Genomic DNA, 16,730 nt, shown 5'->3' on the forward strand with positions numbered 1-16,730 from the left:
GACGCCGGGCTCACTTCTACAGGCCAAAAATTACCAATAAATACAAATTGCGTGTGATCTGACATACCTCCTACGCAATGCTGTGAAAGGTCGAGCACAAGAGCGGGCATCGCGACGGACTTCTGATCGCCAGCAGGGCGGCGTCTGCTGGCTGTTTCGTACCCGTGCGTCTTGTGGATGCCCTAACTCATGCATCTACAGTCTATTTACTCGATGAGGCGTCATGAAGGCATCTTTGAGCCCCACACTGAAGTCTCAACAATTGCTGCAGCGCGTCTGGGCTTTTGCGCTGCTGGCACTGATTCTGATGCTCAGTGCCAGCTGCAGCCTGTACCTGCTCTCGGCCGTGCGCGCCTTCGTCAACGGAGAAAGCCTCTGGTCCAAGGCCCAGAAGGACGCGATCTACTCACTGTCCCGCTATGCCGACGAAGGCAATCCAGTGGACTTCGCCCACTATCAGCGGGCCTTGCAGGTGCCGCGTGGCGATGCTGATGCACGTATTGCTCTCTACGACAAGCCTCTGCGCCTGGACCTGGCACGCAAAGGCATAGAGCAAGGCCAGAACCACCCCGACGATGTCAGCTCCCTCATCTGGCTGCTGCGCACATTCCGCTACTTCAGCTGGGTGCAGGAGCCCGTGGCGTACTGGAAGATGGGTGACGAATACCTGAACCAGCTCGATACATTGGCCCAAGAAATCCGGCATGGATACGAAGTCGGCAACATCAGCCGCGAAAACATTGCCACCTGGAAGCGCGAGATCGACCTGATCAACCAGGGCGTGACGGCATTAACCAGGGCATTCAGCGACTCTCTGGGCCAAAGCTCGCGCAACATCGTCTGGCTGCTGCTCGCGCTCAACGGTGCCCTGGCCATCGGACTGGTGAGCCTGTGGATCTGGAACACCTGGCGGCTGATCCTGCTGCGAGAGCAGGTGCAAGACGGCCTGAACAGTGAAAAAGAGCGCGCGGAGACCACTCTCGCAGCGCTCAGCGATGCGGTCATCACCACCAATGCCAAAGGCCTGATCAACTACGTCAACCCGGCCGCCATAGGCCTGCTGGGTCTGCAAAAGCAAAGCTATCTGGACAAGCCCATCAAGCAGGTGCTGCAGTTCTACACCATGGACGCCTCCATCACCAGCGAAGGCCTGCTCGCCCAGCTGGTCAGCGAAACCAAGGAAAGCACCGTCGTGCGTGATGAACAAACGCACTGGGTGCGCCGCACCGACCACAGCATCGTGCCGGTCAAGGTACTGGGCTCCGCCATGCAGCGTGAGGGCCAGACATCGGGCGCCGTCTTCGTGCTGCGCGACGTATCGCGCGAGCAGCAATACATGGATCAGATCTCCTGGAACGCACGCCACGACACGCTGACAGGACTGGAAAACCGCGGCGAGTTCGAGCGCAGACTGCAAAAAATGCTGACCCAGGGCCTGCATCAGGTCAAGCCCTATGCCCTGCTCTACATCGACCTGGACCAGTTCAAGCTCATCAACGAAACCAGTGGCCATGCCGCCGGTGACGAAGTGCTGTGTGAAGTCTCTCGCATGTTGCAGGCCAATCTGCGCGAAACCGATTGTCTGGCGCGCATGGGCGGTGACGAGTTTGCCGTGCTGCTGGAGAACTGCCCTCCTTCCAACGTCGCAAGCATTGCCGAGAAGCTGCGCCTGGCAGCCCAGCAACTGCAAACCACCTGGGGAGAGAAGGTATTGCGCACCGGTTTTTCGATCGGCGCCGTGCATGTCCCCGGTGATGCGGTCAATGCCTCCGATCTGCTGCGCATGGTCGATATGGCCTGCTATCAGGCCAAGGAGCGCGGGCGCAACAAGGTCTTTTTCTACAAGGCCGAGGACGGAATCTACAGCCGCTATGTCAGCGAGATGGAATGGGCCACACGCATTCGTAGCGCATTGGACGAAGACCGCTTCTGCCTCTATGCCCAGAGCATTGCACCGCTGCAGGCCCGCAAGAACAGCCGCCACAGCGGCATGCACTTCGAAGTCCTGCTGCGCCTGCGCGATGAAAACGGCCAGATCCTGGCCCCCGGACATTTCATACCCGCCGCCGAGCGCTACGGTTTGATGCCATCGCTTGACCGCTGGGTGATCTCCCGGGCCCTGCAGACACTGGCGCAGCAGCCTGGACACGCCAAGCTGGTGGAAACCTGCGCCATCAATCTCTCCGGTCCCAGCCTGGACGACGACGGCCTGCTGGAGTTTGTGAAGGAGCAGTTGCAGCAGCACGCAATTGCGCCGCAAAAGCTATGTTTCGAAATCACCGAAACCAGCGCCATTGGCAATCTCAGCAATGCCACACGGCTGATTCAGTCGCTGCGCGCCCTGGGTTGCCGTTTTGCCCTGGACGACTTCGGCGTCGGCATGTCGTCGCTGACCTATCTGAAGCAGTTGCCCGTCGACTATCTCAAGATCGACGGCGGCTTTGTGCGCGACATGCTCAAGGACAAGGGAGACCATGCCATGGTAGAGATGATCAATCGCATCGGTCAGACCCTGGGCAAAAAGACCATTGCAGAGTTCGTCGAGAGCCGCGAGATCGCTGAGGAACTCATGACCATGGGCGTGGATTATGTGCAGGGCTACGCTATCGCCCGCCCCAAACCCATGACCCCCGAATACTTTGCCCCCACGCAGGAAAACCAGTTGCCGCAGTGGTGCGCCTCGCTGGCCATGGGCTAAAAAGCTCGCGTATCCACACAAAAAAACGACGCATCAAGCGTCGTTTTTTTGGCTGCAATCAGACTGACGGCATCAACGGGACTTGCGCGAACCCTGGCCCGCTGGCTTGGCGGGCCTCGCCGCAGTTTTGAAACCTGGCTTGGCCTTGCCAGTCACACCCGCGCGCGGCGGCAGGCCGGTGTGCTGGGTCAGCAGCTTGCCCGGTTGGGGCTGGCTGCTGCGAAAGCGCACATCGCCCTTGGGCTCCAGGCTCGCCTCTTCGCTGCGGCGTCGCACGGCCACGGCCTTGCCATCCTTGTTGGTGGTGTAACCAATGCCGCCACCCGCTGTGGACGAGGTACTGTTCTTCTTTCGTGCACTTTGATAGCTGCCGTCGACCAGTGGCTGGAAGGTCGGGATCAGGTGCTGCTTGCCGTTGCCGATCAGATCGGCGCGACCCATGGTCTTGAGCGCCTCGCGCAGCAGCGGCCAGTTGTTCGGATCGTGATAGCGCAGGAAAGCCTTGTGCAGACGGCGGCGCTTTTCACCGCGCACGATATCTACGCGCTCTTCGGCCTCGTCTCGCATCTGGCGGCGCACCTTGGTCAGCGTGTTGCGACCACTGTGGTACATGGCAGTGGCCGTGGCCATGGGGCTGGGGTAGAAGGTCTGCACCTGATCGGCACGGAAGCCGTTCTTCTTGAGCCAGATGGCCAGATTCATCATGTCTTCATCGCTGGTGCCAGGGTGGGCGGCAATGAAGTAGGGAATCAGAAACTGCTTCTTGCCGGCTTCCTCGCTGAACTTCTCGAACAGCTGCTTGAACTTGTCATAGCTGCCGATGCCCGGCTTCATCATCTTGGTCAGCGGGCCTTGCTCGGTATGCTCGGGGGCGATCTTGAGATAGCCGCCCACATGGTGCTGAACCAGCTCCTTGACATACTCGGGCGACTTGACGGCCAGGTCGTAGCGCAGGCCGGAGCCGATCAGAATCTTCTTGATGCCGGGCAGCTTGCGCGCGCGGCGGTAGATCTTGATCAGCGGACCGTGGTCGGTGTGCAGGTTCTGGCAGATGCCGGGGAAGACACAGCTGGGCTTGCGGCAGGCCGCTTCGATCTGCGGGCTCTTGCAGCCCAGGCGGTACATATTGGCCGTGGGTCCGCCCAGGTCGGAGATGGTGCCGGTAAAGCCCTTGACCTTGTCGCGGATCTCTTCGAGCTCCTGGATGATGGAGTCTTCGGAACGGCTCTGGATGATGCGGCCCTCGTGCTCGGTGATGGAGCAGAAGGTGCAGCCGCCGAAACAGCCTCGCATGATGTTCACCGAGGTGCGAATCATCTCCCAGGCAGGAATCTTGGTGGCGCCCTCATGGCTGCCGCTTTCGTCGGCATAGGCAGGGTGCGGGCTGCGAGCATACGGCAGGCCGAAGACCCAGTCCATTTCGGCCGTTGTGAGAGGAATGGGCGGCGGATTCATCCACACATCGCGGGCCGTGGTCCCCTCTCCGTGAGCCTGCACCAGCGCGCGGGCATTGCCGGGATTGGTTTCCAGGTGCAGCACGCGATTGGCGTGGGCATAGAGAATCGGATCGCTCTTGACCTCTTCGTAGCTAGGCAGGCGCAGCACGGTGCGCTCGCGCGCAGGCAGCCTGGACTTGCTGCGCAGCGAGAGATTGGGCACGAACTGGATGGGCTGGGCCGCAATCGGCTGCACCGACGCCACGGATTTGGCATCGTTTGCGCCGCTGCCACAGGCCGCGGCTGTGCTGTCGGCGCCTGATTTCGCAGCATCTTCCTTGGAGCAGCTCTGGCCCTGGGCCTCGGCCTGCTCGCTGGTCGTCATATAGGGGTTGATATGAGGCTCGACCTCGCCGGGCTCGTCCACCGTGGTGGAATCGACCTCGAACCAGCCTTCCTCCGAAGCACGGCGAAAGAACGAAGTGCCGCGCACATCGGTGATCTGCTCCACCGGCTCGCGCGCCGCGATGCGGTGCGCCACCTCGACCAGGGCGCGTTCGGCATTGCCGTAGAGCAGGATGTCGCACTTGCTGTCCACCACGATGGAGCGGCGCACCTTGTCGCTCCAGTAGTCGTAGTGGGCAATGCGACGCAGCGAACCCTCGATGCCGCCCAGCACGATGGGCACGTCCTTGTAGGCCTCGCGGCAGCGCTGGCTGTAGACGATGGCCGCGCGATCGGGACGCTTGCCGGCCACATCGCCGGGGGTATAGGCGTCGTCACTGCGAATCTTGCGATCAGCCGTGTAACGGTTGATCATCGAGTCCATGTTGCCGGCCGTCACGCCCCAGAACAGATTGGGCTTGCCCAGGGCCTTGAAGGCCTCGGCGCTGGTCCAGTCGGGCTGGGCGATGATGCCCACGCGAAAGCCTTGCGCCTCCAGCACGCGGCCGATGACGGCCATGCCGAAGCTGGGGTGATCCACATAGGCGTCGCCCGTGACCAGAATGATGTCACAACTGTCCCAGCCGAGCTGATCCATCTCCGCACGGCTCATGGGCAGGAACGGCGCCGGGCCGAAGCGCTTGGCCCAGTACGGCTTGTAGCTGGTCAGCGGTTTGGCATCGCGATGGAAAAAGGAAACATCAACCGGGGCGTTCATGTGGATGGGCTTTATATGGCCTCATGGCCTATGCGGAGAAAGAACCGGCCAGTGTACTTTTCCGCCCTCAGCCTTGCACGTGCAAGGTCTTGCGAAAACATGGCTGGAACTCTGAAACTCATAGCACCTAGCGCCTTCCATAAAAGGATTTCAACATCAAACATGTCTTAAACCTATTAAGGACAAGCGCTAGATACTCATTTCTTCATAGCACCAGAATCCAGATAGTGGGACGACTCAGTCTTTTTCCTGCCTCGTCACAGCGCCAGTGGCGGGGTCCAGCCTGAGCTTCATGACCGTCTGATCGGCGCGCAGCATCTTGACCTTGTAGCTGGTCTTGCCCCAGTCCGAATCCAGCTGGGCCTCCAGCGGCTTGCCGGGCAAGGCAGCAATAGCTGCATCGACGGCCTGCACCAGCGTGATCCGGGCATCGGCCAGACGCTTGGCATGCTTGCCCTCGGCCCGGCCCTTGTTCTCCTGCACCGCTGCATCGCCCGTGCTGGCATTCACGCGCAGCTTGATTTCCTCATTCGCGGGGGAGATCAGGGTGACCGAGTAATAAGGCGCAGCGCCTTTCTTACCCTCTTCCAGCTCGACATCGATCGCTTTTCCGGGAGCAACAGCCTGGGCTCTTTCGACGGCCTGGTTCAAGCCGACCTGCACGGCGCCTGTCAGGGCCAGCCATTCGGCAGCCGACTTGGCCAGAACCGGAGCCGCACTCAATCCACTCAGGCTCAGGGCAGCAGATAGCACCAAGGTGCTGGGACGAAATCTCATGGACCAATCCTCCTACGGTGGCAATGGCTCCAGTCTGCCTCGATTCCGTGGCGCAGCCTTGTCGGATATCAAGCCATATCGACTTGCAGAAAATCCATCCCGAACTATTGATAGGCAAAGATTATCCGCTATGAAATCCGTGAATCAGCACGCAGAAAACCCGCCAGAACCAGGCCCGGGCGGGCCGGGATGACTGCCACGGACTGGCCTTTTACTTACAGATCTTGCTGGGCCGCCGCAATCATTTCGCCAAACTGGCGGGCATCACCGAGCTGATTGGCCGCCAGCAGCGCCAGCTTGACCAGCAGCAGCTCTGACTTTTCAGCGCCCACGGCATCAATGGCGCCAGCTAGCAGGTCGTACACGGTCTCAAGACCTGCGATATCAAGAGTGGTTTGGGTCATTTCAATCTCTCCTCATGCAGGCAAGGCTGCCTTGAATGCCGCCTGCAGGCGATTGGCGTCCAGCGCCATCCAGCGCGCGCAGACATGCTGATCGGGGCGCAGCAGATAGGCAGCGCCATCGGCCATCACGCCATAACGGGCGCGGCATCGGCCTTCGCTGTCATCTAGTACCAGGTCGGCACCTTCGATAGCGCCTGCAACGTGGCTGCTGACGGCGATCAGGCGCACTGCAACGCCGCGGGCTCTGACCCCGGCCACGACCGCCTGCAGTTCGGCAGCAATCGCCTTGCCGCTCGTGAAATACAGCAGATCGAAGCCGCCACCCAGATGGTCGAGCAGATAGCTGTCCGGCGCAAAGCGCACGTTGAGAGGCGGCGCGCCATGGGCGGGGCCGGCCTTGAACAGCAGATTGTCGTCGCCCATGCTGTTGAGCGGCGAGCTGCCGTACTCATGCGGGCGCGAGGTGCGCCAGTGGTAGAGCGGGCCGACAAAGGGCTGGCTCAGCGACAGGGACAGCACGGCATCGCGCAGCAACCTGAAGCCTCTGCTGGGGGGTGCCATGAAACGCGTGCTCTTGCCGGCCTCCTCCACAATCTCGCGGGCCGCGCCCACGCGCTCGCTGCTGTAGCTTTGCAGCAGCGCGGCGCTGGCCACACCCTTGGCGACGAGCGCCAGACGCCAGCCCAGACCCTGAGCATCCTGAAAACCGGTGTTGGCGCCGCGCACCCCGAAAATGGGCAGCATATGGGCGGCATCGCCCGCAAAGATCACACGGCCATGCACATACTCGGGCAGGGTCAGCGCACGGGCCGAGTAGACGGAGCTCCAGTCCATCTCCCAGGGCGTGCCGCCAAAGCCGATCATCTCCAGCTGCGCATCGATGCGCGCCTTCAGCGACTCGGGCCTGAGCGCATCCTCGGGGTCTTCGCCGGCAGGCAGCTGGTAGTCCACGCGCCAGATGCCATGCGGCTCGCGGTGCATGAGGATGGTGTTGCCCGGGTTCCATGTGGGATCGAAGAATGCAAGACGCTCGGTGGGCAGAGGCAGGTCGATGCGGATATCGGCGATCACGAAGCGGCCTTCGTAGGAAGCGCCTTCCATCAGCAGATTCATGGCCGTGCGAATCCCCGAGCGCGCGCCGTCGCAGGCCACCAGCCAGTCCGCCCGCAGCTCGTAGCTGCCTTCAGGGGTGTCCACCTCCACCCATGCCTGCTCGCCCTTTTGCTCGACCTTGTTCACACGGTTACCCCAGCGCAGCTCGATCAACGGGTTGGCCTGCACTGCATCGACCAGGTATTCCTCCAGGTACTGCTGCTGCAGATTGATCATGGGAAAGAAGCGGTCGTCGTCGGCACGCGCGTTTTCCATGCGAAACACACGCTGACCGCGGTAGATGCTGTTGCCGTAGCACCAGGGCAATCCGGTCTCCGTCACGCGCTGGGCCACGCCCACCTGCTGCAGGATTTCCATGGAGCGGCGCGTGAACACAATGGCGCGGCTGCCTTCGGACACCTGCAGCTCGGACTCGAGCACCACGCAGCGCTGACCGTGGCGAGCAATCTCCAGCGCCGTGGTCAGACCCACGGGGCCGGTGCCGACGATGACGATGGGGTGGTGTTGCTCACCTGGATGCCGGCAGGCAAGCCAGGGCTGGTGCACCTGGTACTGGTAGTAGATGGAGCTGCGTGGCTCGGCATATGGCTGATGCATGTTCTTGTCTCCTGGGGGCGCTGTCGTGATCAAACCGTTGCGCTTCCATCCCCTTGCGGTCTGGCTTGAGATGCAGTGTAGAAAAGCAGCTTGCGTCCAATGTCACCAACTGGAGACAACACCAACCAGCAACCGAGATTCAAGTCGAATCAGCCTTGAGCCCATGCAAATCAGACGCAAGCAGCTATCAAAGTTGACCATCGACACCTTCAGCGGGCTCCATCAGCAGAGCAAACAGCTCACGCTGGCCCTGCACGCCCAGCTTGGCGCAGACGCGTTTGACATAGGTGCGCGCGCTGCTGACGGTAATGCCCAGGCGCTGCGCCAGCGCTTCGGCATCCAGGCCCTGGGCCAGTGCCCGCACCACATCGAGGTCGCGCGGCGTCAGCTGCTCAAAGCGCCGTGCCAGGCGCGCCAGCACCAGACCGACCAGGTCGTCCTGCAGCGTCTGCCCCGCGTAATGCAGACGCATGGCCTGCATGACCAGGGGCGCGAAAGCCTCGATGCGGCCAATGGCTGCAGCGTCGAAGCAGCCATGCTCCTCCCCGCGGTACAGGTTCACGGAAAGCCAGCGCGCGTTTTCCTGCAGCATCAGCAGCGACAGCCGCTCGGCAATGCGCGGCAGCTCATAGCAGACATGACGGTATTCGGGATGCTGCACATCGCGCGGGCCCTGGCGATGCAGCCAGACGCGCGGCCTGGCATGCGGATCCCTGGCAAGACGTGCCAGCTCGGCCTGCATCACGCGCTGCGAACCGTCCAGCGGATAGAAGCGCTCGCTGTAATCCTGGGAGATCATGGGCAGCGCCCCCGTGCGCGCCCTGTCTCCCATGCCCACCACGCGCGGCCTTGCCATGCCCTGGAAGGAGAAGATCGTGCACTGGGCCAGCGGCACATGGCGCCCCAGCAGCTGCAGGATCTGCTCGGCCACCGCGTCGCTGCTGCTGCGCCCCACTCTTTCCATCATGGCAGTCACATCGGCCAGGGCCACGGGTAGCTGCGCTGCCTGCGCGGCAGCCGGCAGCAGCATCCAGTGAGAGGAATCGGGAAACGGCGCAGAGCAAGCAGTCATGGGCTGCGATTCTCGCCGCTGCAGCGCGGCCTCGGACAGGAAAAACCGGCTCTCCCTTTCAGGAGTGGCCGGTCCGGCTTGAGGCAGCAAATGCGCTCGGGCCCTGGGCCCTACCACTCACCCACGTTGCGTATGCGCTGCAGCAGCTCCCATTCATCTTCGGGCGCCGCAGCGTGCAGGGCCTGAGGCTCTGCCAGCTCCTGCGCCAGCGGAGGCGGCGTGAAATGCTCGCGGCCAAAAGTATGTTCGCTCAGGGACTGTGGTTGCGGATTGTTCATGATGGCCTCCTTTGCGCAAAGCTTAAGGCTCGAGGCTTGCCGAACTTGTAGGAATTGGCTTAAGGACACTGTCGAGCAACCCCCACAAGCCGCGTCGTCATGTCATGGATATGTCCCACCCGGCCCATGTACCGCAACGCTGCCCGGCCCGGACTTTGCGGTTATGCTGCCGCGGCTATGCCTCAGACCCTTCGCGCTCCCGTCTCCAGTGAACTCATCATCAAGAAAAGCCGCTTCATCGGCTGCGTGCAGCCGATGACGGACCGCTCCAGTGCGCAGGCCGTGGTGGATGCACTGTGGCGCGAGCACCCGGGCGCAGCCCATGTCTGCTGGGCCTTGCTGGCCGGCGGTCAATCGGCTGCCGTGGATGACGGCGAGCCCAGCGGCACGGCCGGTCGCCCCATGCTGGATGTGCTGCGCCACCAGGATCTGGAAGGCGTGCTGGCCACCGTGGTGCGCTACTTTGGCGGGGTCAAGCTCGGTGCCGGCGGACTGGTGCGCGCCTACACCGACGCCGTGGCACAGGCCTTGCTGCAGGCCGAAAAAGTCGCCATTCAGCGCATGCAGACCTTGCAGTGCACGGTCCCCTATCCGCTGGAAGGTCTGGTGCGGCGCATGGCCGATACTGCAGGCGTTGTATTGCTGGAGGTCGATCACGGCTCTCTGGTGCGCTTCACGCTGCAGATGCCCGAGGCCGATGCCGCCCAGTTCGTCAGTGCCCTCAATGAAAGCGGCCAGGGCCGCATTGGCTGGCTCAAGCCCGACGAACTTCAAGACGCAAAAAAACCCGCCTGAGCGGGTTTCTTCGCGGCCATTTCAGCAATTGCCTTTTTTGGCCTGGCCCGGTGGGCATCCATGGGGATGAGGCTTTTTGTAGCCATCGTCGTAATACCCGCCGCGGCCATCGTAGACCGCGCAGCCGCTGAGCACCCACAGGGTCGCAGCCAGCGCAAGCATGGTTTTCATGGGTTGAGCCTTTTCTGATTTTCCGGGGTACCAGTCTATAGGCGATCCCGCCGGCATTCTGTCAACAATCTTTTCGCGGCTCTCAGGCTCTCAATTGGCCGGCTGCTGCTGCTCGACCGCCACCTGCATGTGCAGCAAGGTGAAATACAGGGTCACGTCGCCCTGCTGGTCGATGAAGGTACCTACGGCGCGCTGCAGGCGGGCAGCAATGCACATGCACTCCATGGCCTCGGGACGGCCGCCGGGAATCCGGGCCGTGGTCAGCAGTGCCAGCTGGTTTTGGCGGCCGAACTCATGCACGACCTCCAGCGCCTGGCCATGCTGCTTGGGAATGGCTTCGTTGGCCCAGCTCCAGACAAAGCTGCCGTCCTGCTCGCTGCTGGTGCCTACCAGGCAGACCGTAGCAATCACCTCGTGCAGCGGAGCTTCAAGCGCCAGCAGGGCGCGGTCGAGATCCCAGCGGTAGCTGGGGCTGCCCTGCAAGCCAAATTCCAGGGGCCATTGTGCATTGCGGGCCTGCATCATTTCAACGGCCTCACGGCTCCAGGCGGCCCAGTCGGTGGTTTGTGCGTCGTTGCTCATCGCGTATCCATTGCTTTTCAACAGACCGCATTGTCAGGCAAGAAGCGGGCATGCCCGGGCCTGGAGCCCTATGCCCCGTCGGCCTGCGTTCAGCTCTTCATCTGTTGCTCGATCCAGTCGGCCAGAAGCTGCTGCACCGAGCCCGCACCCCAACTCTGCACGGACAGCAGACAGTATTGCGAGCCATCGGGTACAAAGCCCAACGGCGCCACCAGCCGGCCGGCAGCGATATCGTCCTGCACCAGCAGTTGCGGACCCATGGCCACACCCAGGCCCGCTGCTGCCGCCTGCAAGCTCAGGTAGAAATGCTCAAGCACCAGAGCATCTCCTGCTTGCGCCTGCCGGATCTGGGTGGGAGGCTGATTTGGCCGGGTTTTCCACCAATCCTCCCAGGCCTTGGGTCGTGTCTTGCTGTGCAAGAGCGTTGCATCGCCACGAAGCGCCAAACCGCCATCGGACTGCGACGCAAAGAACTGCGCCAGACGGTCCGGATGGCAGACCGGCCCCATGCGCTCTGCGCACAAGGGCTGCATTTGGACATTGCGCCCCCAGTCAAAGTCGTTGCGCCGAATGGCCAGATCGATGCCTCGCCCCCATTCCACGGCACCGCCGCCCGCAACCAGATGCACGGTGTGCTGCGGGTAGCGCGCCTGGAAGTCGCCCCAACGCGGAATCAGCCAGCGCATCAGCAGCGTGGGCTCGCACGACAGCAGCAACGGCCTGCCAGCCGCCTGCCGACGCACCGCTTCTGCCGCGCGCGCCATCTGCGTCAGCCCGGCATGGACGCCATCGAACAACAAGCGGCCTGCGGCATTGAGAAACACACGGCGATTGCGGCGCTCAAACAGCTGCACCCCCAACTCCTCCTCCACCGAGCGCACCGCGCGACTGATGGCCCCATGGGTCAGGTGCAGCTCATCGGCAGCGCGGCTGAAGCTCTCCAGCCGCGCTGCCGCTTCAAAACAGCGCAAAGCGACCAGCGAAGGCATTCGTTGTGGGCCGCCGGCAGAAATATGTGAGTCTGAATCACTATTTTCTTGAGAAATCATCGTTATTCAAAAAACTTTGATCGCCCTAGAGTTCACAGCTGTAGAGCACTGCTTGCCATTCTCGTGCAACAGAGCCATCTCACAAACAGATATTTGAACTCACCCAATACACTGTATGAACGCCTGGCCCACCGTGATTCTCGTTACCTCTCTCGCCGTCATCAGCCCCGGCGCCGATTTCGCCATGGTCACCCGCACCAGCCTGATGGAATCGCGCCGTGCGGGTCTCTGGGTGGCTCTGGGCATCGGCTGTGGCGTTCTGATCCATGTGGCCTACACCCTGCTGGGACTGGGCATGGTCCTGCAACGCCTGCCCTGGCTTTTCAATCTGCTCAAATATGCGGGCGCAGCCTATCTGGTATGGCTCGGAATTTCTCTGTGGCGCGGCGCCAGCCATGCAAATGGCGATCGGCCACAGTCCCGGTCCAGTGCCGGACCAGGCCAGCGCAATGCACTCAAAGGCCATGCGCTAGGCCGCTCGCTTTTCGTCCTGGGCTTTCTGACCAATGCACTCAACCCCAAGACAGCGCTGTTCATCCTCAGCCTGTTCATGCAAATCATCGGCCCTGCCGTGCCCATGCCCACCCAGTTGGCCTACGGCCTTTTCGTCGCCATGGCCCACGTGCTGTGGTTTGCGCTGGTAGCCTGTTTTTTCTCGGCCCCGGTGCTCCAGCCCAAGGTGCAAGCCATACGCCCATGGGTAGATTGCAGTCTGGGCTGCGTGCTGCTTGTCCTGGGCCTGCTGCTGATCGCCAGCGGGACACCGGCTACGTCGAATCTGATGAATGTCAGCATCTGACATGAAAAGCCTCGCCAGTCCAATGGCCGCAATAGCAGCATCTGCAACGCAAACGACAGCTTTGGCACATCCACCCGTGCCATGCTTGTCACGGTTGGTACAGTCAGCAAAACACCAAAGGAGACAAGCACCATGAAAAGCCGCTACCCCTTTCCCGATCTGAACAGCCTGCCTGAAGACATCAGGCAACGCATCGCCGAGGTACAGCAAAAGTCGGGCTTTATTCCCAATGTTTTTCTGGCCTTTGCTCGCCGGCCGGCCGAGTGGCGCGCTTTCTTTGCCTACCACGATGCGCTGATGCTCAAGGAGGACGGCAGTCTCAGCAAGGGCGAGCGCGAAATGATCGTCACCGCCACCAGCGCTGCCAATCAGTGCCTGTATTGCGTGGTGGCTCATGGCGCCATCTTGCGCATCTATGAGAAAAAGCCGCTGATTGCCGACCAGGTGGCGGTCAATTACCGCAAGGCCGACATCAGCCCGCGCGAGCGGGCCATGCTGGACTTTGCCATGAAGGTCTGTCTGCACAGCGCCGAAATCGACGATGCCGACTACGAAGCCTTGTACCCTCACGGTTTTGACGACGAGGATATCTGGGACATTGCGGCCATTACCGCCTTCTTCGGACTGTCCAACCGGATGGCCAGCTTCGCGGGCATGCAGCCCAATCCAGAGTTCTATCTGATGGGCCGGGTGCCGCGCGAGAAAAAAGCCTGAAGCAACAAGCAGTAACTCGCGGGGGGCAATCGATGCAACTTGCATCGCAATGACGCATCATCCTTCGCAGAGCAGCGGCCAACCTGGCAAAACGCTGTTTGCCGGAGGTCATCTAGATGCGCAATACCGTTTGCTGCCTCGCCGCCTTGCTCACAACGCTCTGCGCCACTGCGGCTCATGCCACCTCGTGGGAGCTCAAGCCCGGTGGCGACAACAGACTGGAATTCACCGCCACTTTTGAGCAAACGCCGGTCACCGGCGTGTTCAAGGACTTCCGGGTCCGCTTTGATTTCGACCCTCAAAAGCCAGGCAGCAACAGGCTGAATGTCAGCATTCGTATCAGCAGCGCCGACATGGCCAATCCGGACATCAACCAGGCCATTGCCGGCAAGGACTGGTTTGACTTTGTGCGTTATCCCGAGGCTGTCTTTGATGCCAGCGAGATTCTCGGCACCACCGGCGAAACCCGTTACCTGGCACGCGGAACCCTGGTGCTGAAAGGCAGCAGGCAGCCGCTTGTGCTGCCATTCAGTTGGAAGCCCGAGGAACGCCGCCTGGAAGGTGAATTCGTTACCCGCCGCTCGATATTTGATATCGGCACAGGAGAGTGGAAGAGCAGCAATGCCGTGGGAGACGCCGTGACAGTGAAATTTCGCGTCCAGCTGCGCGAGTTGCCATGACATTGCGCAGACAGCTGATTGCAGTCCTGTTGGCTCTGATCACGGGCTGCTCGCAACTAGGCATCGAGCCAGCGCAGCCTGCCGGCCCGACGGCAAGGCCTGCGGACTTTCCTGCGGCCTTCTATGCCGATGCTGCTGCACGGGGCCAGTCGGTGCTTCAGATTGATTCCTCGCATTCTCTGGTCTCAATCACCGTTCGACGCGCTGGCGCTTTGGCCAGACTGGGGCACGACCATGTGATTGCCAGCCATGAACTGCAAGGCTATGTGGCCCCCCAGCTTGGCCGCGCCGATCTTTACGTGGCGCTGGACAGACTATCGGTTGACGAATCCGCTCTGCGCGCCAAGGCGGCTCTGGACACCCAGCCCAGCGCTGCCGATATTGAAGCGACTCGTGCCAATATGCTGAACAAGCTGCTGCAAACCTCGATCCATCCGTTTGCACTGGTCCAGGCACATGCGCCCCCCGAAGCAGACGGCGATGTATTGCTGACCCTGGAACTCACTCTTCACGGCGTCACACGCAGCCTGAGCGTACCGGCCCTGATCAGGAGGACGCCAGGCGAATTCCATATCAGCGGCTCGCTGAGCATCGATCAATCGAGTTTTGGCATCACGCCTTTGTCCATCCTTGGCGGTGCAATCCAGGTCCGCGACAGGCTCGAGTTGAACTTCGAAGTTCGCGCCGGACCGCCTCTGAAGCAGGAATCCCGGTCATGACAACAGCGCTTGTTGGAGCCTGCGGCGCAGCTCTGGTCATGCTCTGCGGCGGTGTGCAGGTCTCGGCACAAGAGCTGCACATAGAGACTGCCGAGCACAATGAGGCATTGACGGTGAATGCCTCAGCCGTCATGCAAGTCAGGTTGGCCACGGCCTGGAGCGTGATCTCCGACTACGACCATCTGGCCGACTTTGTGCCGGATATGCAAAGTTCGCGCGTGCTCCAACGCGACGGCAATCAGGTGCTGCTGGAGCAAAAAGGCAATCTGGGGTTTCTGTTCTTTCGCCAGGCAATCGAGGTCAGACTGGCTGTGACCGAATGGCCGCAGCAGCGCATCGCCGCGCATGCGGTCGGCGGCAATCTCAAGCAGATGAACGGCAGCTATACCCTGGAAACCCAGGCCGACGGCCGGGTACGCTTGGCCTACAGCGCTCGCCTGGTCCCCGCTTTCGCCATCCCGCCGCTGGTCGGCAAACCGGTACTGCGCCAGTTGCTGAAACGCCAGTTCAGGGCACTGGTGGACGAAATCCAGCGACGCGAGGCTTTGACGCTTCAAGAGCAAGAGCAGATACCAGAAAACTAGCAGCAGGCCGTTACAAAGATCAGGTGGGCAGCCGCTTCACTTCAGTTGCGGCTGACTCTGCATGCCGCACGGGGCGGTGTTGGACGCATGCAAGCCTGGCTCCTGTGCCTCGGGTTGCCGTCATGACTGCACAAGCATCTGCAGGAGGAAAGACTTAAATCGCAGAGGCCCTGAGATGGCGCGTGAACTGCTCGAACTCTGCAGCCATGGGGACAATGGCTGCCCTGGGCAGTATCAGAGCCTGCATCGCGTCGATGAACAGATAGTAGTTCACGTCATCTTCGGCAAGCGCCAGCACTCCTGACCACGGCAGTATCGTGTCTCCCCGAACCGAGGCTACCCTGATGGCGTCCGACGAGAGCGTGACCGTTTGTGGCGACAGAAACGCTCCATCCGGCAGAAGCATGAGCTTGCGCATGGATGCCTGTGACAGGTAAGGCATTGCCACGACAGCGATCAAAGCAAGGACCAGAAGGCAGGCAACCACCCCCAGCGGGCCGGAGATCTCAGGAAACTCACGCATCAGTCGTGCGTAGGCTGCACCAGCGAAGCCAATGCAGAGCCACACCACAACCCGCAAGAGGAATGGCCAGGAAAGCACCCCTGCCTTCTGATGCCAGCGGCGCGAAACCATTTTCTGCAGGCGAACGAAGTCGGCGGGAGCGAGAGTAAAGCTGGCGGTCATATTCATGGTTTGCTCATGCGGCCACAGGTATGGGCGAGCGGTAGCAGCGAGTATTGATCGAAAGGTGACTGCTGCATCTGACACGGTCGCTGGCTCTGGTTCATGAACGAATTCGCTACCGGCAGCGGCACCGTAACCGTAACCGGCACTTTTACCAGCACTGTTGCAGCACCATAAGCCGGTGCACCGGGCATTACAGGGTGCGACCAGAGCTGTGCATGCGATACAAGCACAACCCATGCAGCCGCAAGATGTGAAATTGCAGCAAATCGAGACAGCCATGTCCATGGCGTGACGGGCTTGAAGCATTGGTCTGATTGTCTTTCAGGTATCGATTGCGCTCCATCTTCCTCGAACGCCCGAACAGTCAAACAGCCTTGCTACCAGCACTTGGCCATCAGGCGCTGGCAGCAAC

The 16,730-nt window shown here is 61.3% G+C and carries 17 protein-coding genes; 7 read left to right on the forward strand and 10 right to left on the reverse strand.

Translation table 11 applies throughout. The features are described 5' to 3' along the window. Window positions 1-223: 223 nt before the first annotated feature. A complete protein-coding gene (locus P353_RS06240) occupies window positions 224-2,698 on the forward strand; it encodes a putative bifunctional diguanylate cyclase/phosphodiesterase (RefSeq protein WP_034366823.1) in 2,475 nt (824 codons plus the stop codon). Between the two features lie 72 nt (window positions 2,699-2,770). Here the strand turns inward: P353_RS06240 and P353_RS06245 are convergent, their stop codons facing one another. From P353_RS06245 to P353_RS29460, 6 genes are all read right to left on the reverse strand, one after another. Beyond that, entirely contained in the window at window positions 2,771-5,296 is a 2,526-nt protein-coding gene (locus P353_RS06245) for a YgiQ family radical SAM protein (protein ID WP_034366826.1), read from the reverse strand. A 237-nt stretch (window positions 5,297-5,533) separates the two neighbouring features. Then, window positions 5,534-6,073 (reverse strand): PepSY domain-containing protein, encoded by a 540-nt coding sequence (locus tag P353_RS06250; protein WP_034366828.1) that lies wholly within the window; start codon window positions 6,071-6,073, stop codon window positions 5,534-5,536. A gap of 215 nt (window positions 6,074-6,288) precedes the next feature. Then, window positions 6,289-6,477, reverse strand: a complete 189-nt coding sequence (locus P353_RS06255) for a DUF2783 domain-containing protein (RefSeq protein WP_034366832.1) — start codon at window positions 6,475-6,477, stop codon at window positions 6,289-6,291. A gap of 12 nt (window positions 6,478-6,489) precedes the next feature. Next, window positions 6,490-8,187 (reverse strand): FAD-dependent monooxygenase, encoded by a 1,698-nt coding sequence (locus tag P353_RS06260; protein ID WP_034366835.1) that lies wholly within the window; start codon window positions 8,185-8,187, stop codon window positions 6,490-6,492. A gap of 187 nt (window positions 8,188-8,374) precedes the next feature. Beyond that, a complete protein-coding gene (locus tag P353_RS06265; protein ID WP_034366838.1) occupies window positions 8,375-9,259 on the reverse strand; it encodes a helix-turn-helix transcriptional regulator in 885 nt (294 codons plus the stop codon). 110 nt (window positions 9,260-9,369) lie between these two features. Next, window positions 9,370-9,537 carry a hypothetical protein gene (locus P353_RS29460; RefSeq protein WP_198529030.1) on the reverse strand — a complete coding sequence of 56 codons (168 nt, stop codon included), beginning with the start codon at window positions 9,535-9,537 and terminating at the stop codon, window positions 9,370-9,372. 177 nt (window positions 9,538-9,714) lie between these two features. Here P353_RS29460 and P353_RS06270 point away from each other — a divergent pair, with 177 nt between their 5' ends. Continuing rightward, window positions 9,715-10,332 (forward strand): IMPACT family protein, encoded by a 618-nt coding sequence (locus P353_RS06270; RefSeq protein ID WP_034366840.1) that lies wholly within the window; start codon window positions 9,715-9,717, stop codon window positions 10,330-10,332. Window positions 10,333-10,353: 21 nt separating this feature from the next. Here the strand turns inward: P353_RS06270 and P353_RS29465 are convergent, their stop codons facing one another. The 3 genes from P353_RS29465 to P353_RS06285 form a co-directional block, all read right to left on the reverse strand. Beyond that, window positions 10,354-10,503: a hypothetical protein gene (locus tag P353_RS29465; RefSeq protein WP_034366843.1), complete on the reverse strand. Its 150-nt coding sequence runs from the start codon at window positions 10,501-10,503 to the stop codon at window positions 10,354-10,356. A gap of 90 nt (window positions 10,504-10,593) precedes the next feature. Next, entirely contained in the window at window positions 10,594-11,085 is a 492-nt protein-coding gene (locus tag P353_RS06280) for a DUF6882 domain-containing protein (protein WP_034366846.1), read from the reverse strand. Window positions 11,086-11,174: 89 nt separating this feature from the next. Next, window positions 11,175-12,074 (reverse strand): LysR substrate-binding domain-containing protein, encoded by a 900-nt coding sequence (locus P353_RS06285; protein WP_034366850.1) that lies wholly within the window; start codon window positions 12,072-12,074, stop codon window positions 11,175-11,177. A gap of 175 nt (window positions 12,075-12,249) precedes the next feature. Between P353_RS06285 and P353_RS06290 the strand changes: the two genes are divergently transcribed. From P353_RS06290 to P353_RS06310, 5 genes are all read left to right on the forward strand, one after another. Beyond that, window positions 12,250-12,933, forward strand: a complete 684-nt coding sequence (locus P353_RS06290; protein WP_034366853.1) for a LysE family translocator — start codon at window positions 12,250-12,252, stop codon at window positions 12,931-12,933. 132 nt (window positions 12,934-13,065) lie between these two features. Beyond that, window positions 13,066-13,647 carry a peroxidase-related enzyme gene (locus tag P353_RS06295; RefSeq protein ID WP_012838418.1) on the forward strand — a complete coding sequence of 194 codons (582 nt, stop codon included), beginning with the start codon at window positions 13,066-13,068 and terminating at the stop codon, window positions 13,645-13,647. 116 nt (window positions 13,648-13,763) lie between these two features. After that, a complete protein-coding gene (locus tag P353_RS06300) occupies window positions 13,764-14,327 on the forward strand; it encodes a YceI family protein (RefSeq protein ID WP_034366856.1) in 564 nt (187 codons plus the stop codon). Further along, complete coding sequence (locus P353_RS06305; RefSeq protein WP_034366859.1) at window positions 14,324-15,046, forward strand: YceI family protein; 723 nt, start codon at window positions 14,324-14,326, stop codon at window positions 15,044-15,046. The genes P353_RS06300 and P353_RS06305 overlap by 4 nt, the downstream gene beginning before the upstream one ends. Continuing rightward, window positions 15,043-15,630, forward strand: coding sequence for an SRPBCC family protein (locus P353_RS06310; RefSeq protein ID WP_034366862.1), 588 nt, complete (start codon window positions 15,043-15,045; stop codon window positions 15,628-15,630). Before P353_RS06305 ends, P353_RS06310 begins: the two co-directional genes overlap by 4 nt. Before the next feature lie 154 nt (window positions 15,631-15,784). Here the strand turns inward: P353_RS06310 and P353_RS06315 are convergent, their stop codons facing one another. Continuing rightward, window positions 15,785-16,321, reverse strand: coding sequence for a YcxB family protein (locus P353_RS06315; RefSeq protein ID WP_034366865.1), 537 nt, complete (start codon window positions 16,319-16,321; stop codon window positions 15,785-15,787). Window positions 16,322-16,730: the final 409 nt, after the last annotated feature.

The sequence above is a fragment of the Comamonas testosteroni genome (assembly GCF_000761245.1).
GTDB lineage: Bacteria > Pseudomonadota > Gammaproteobacteria > Burkholderiales > Burkholderiaceae_C > Comamonas > Comamonas testosteroni_C.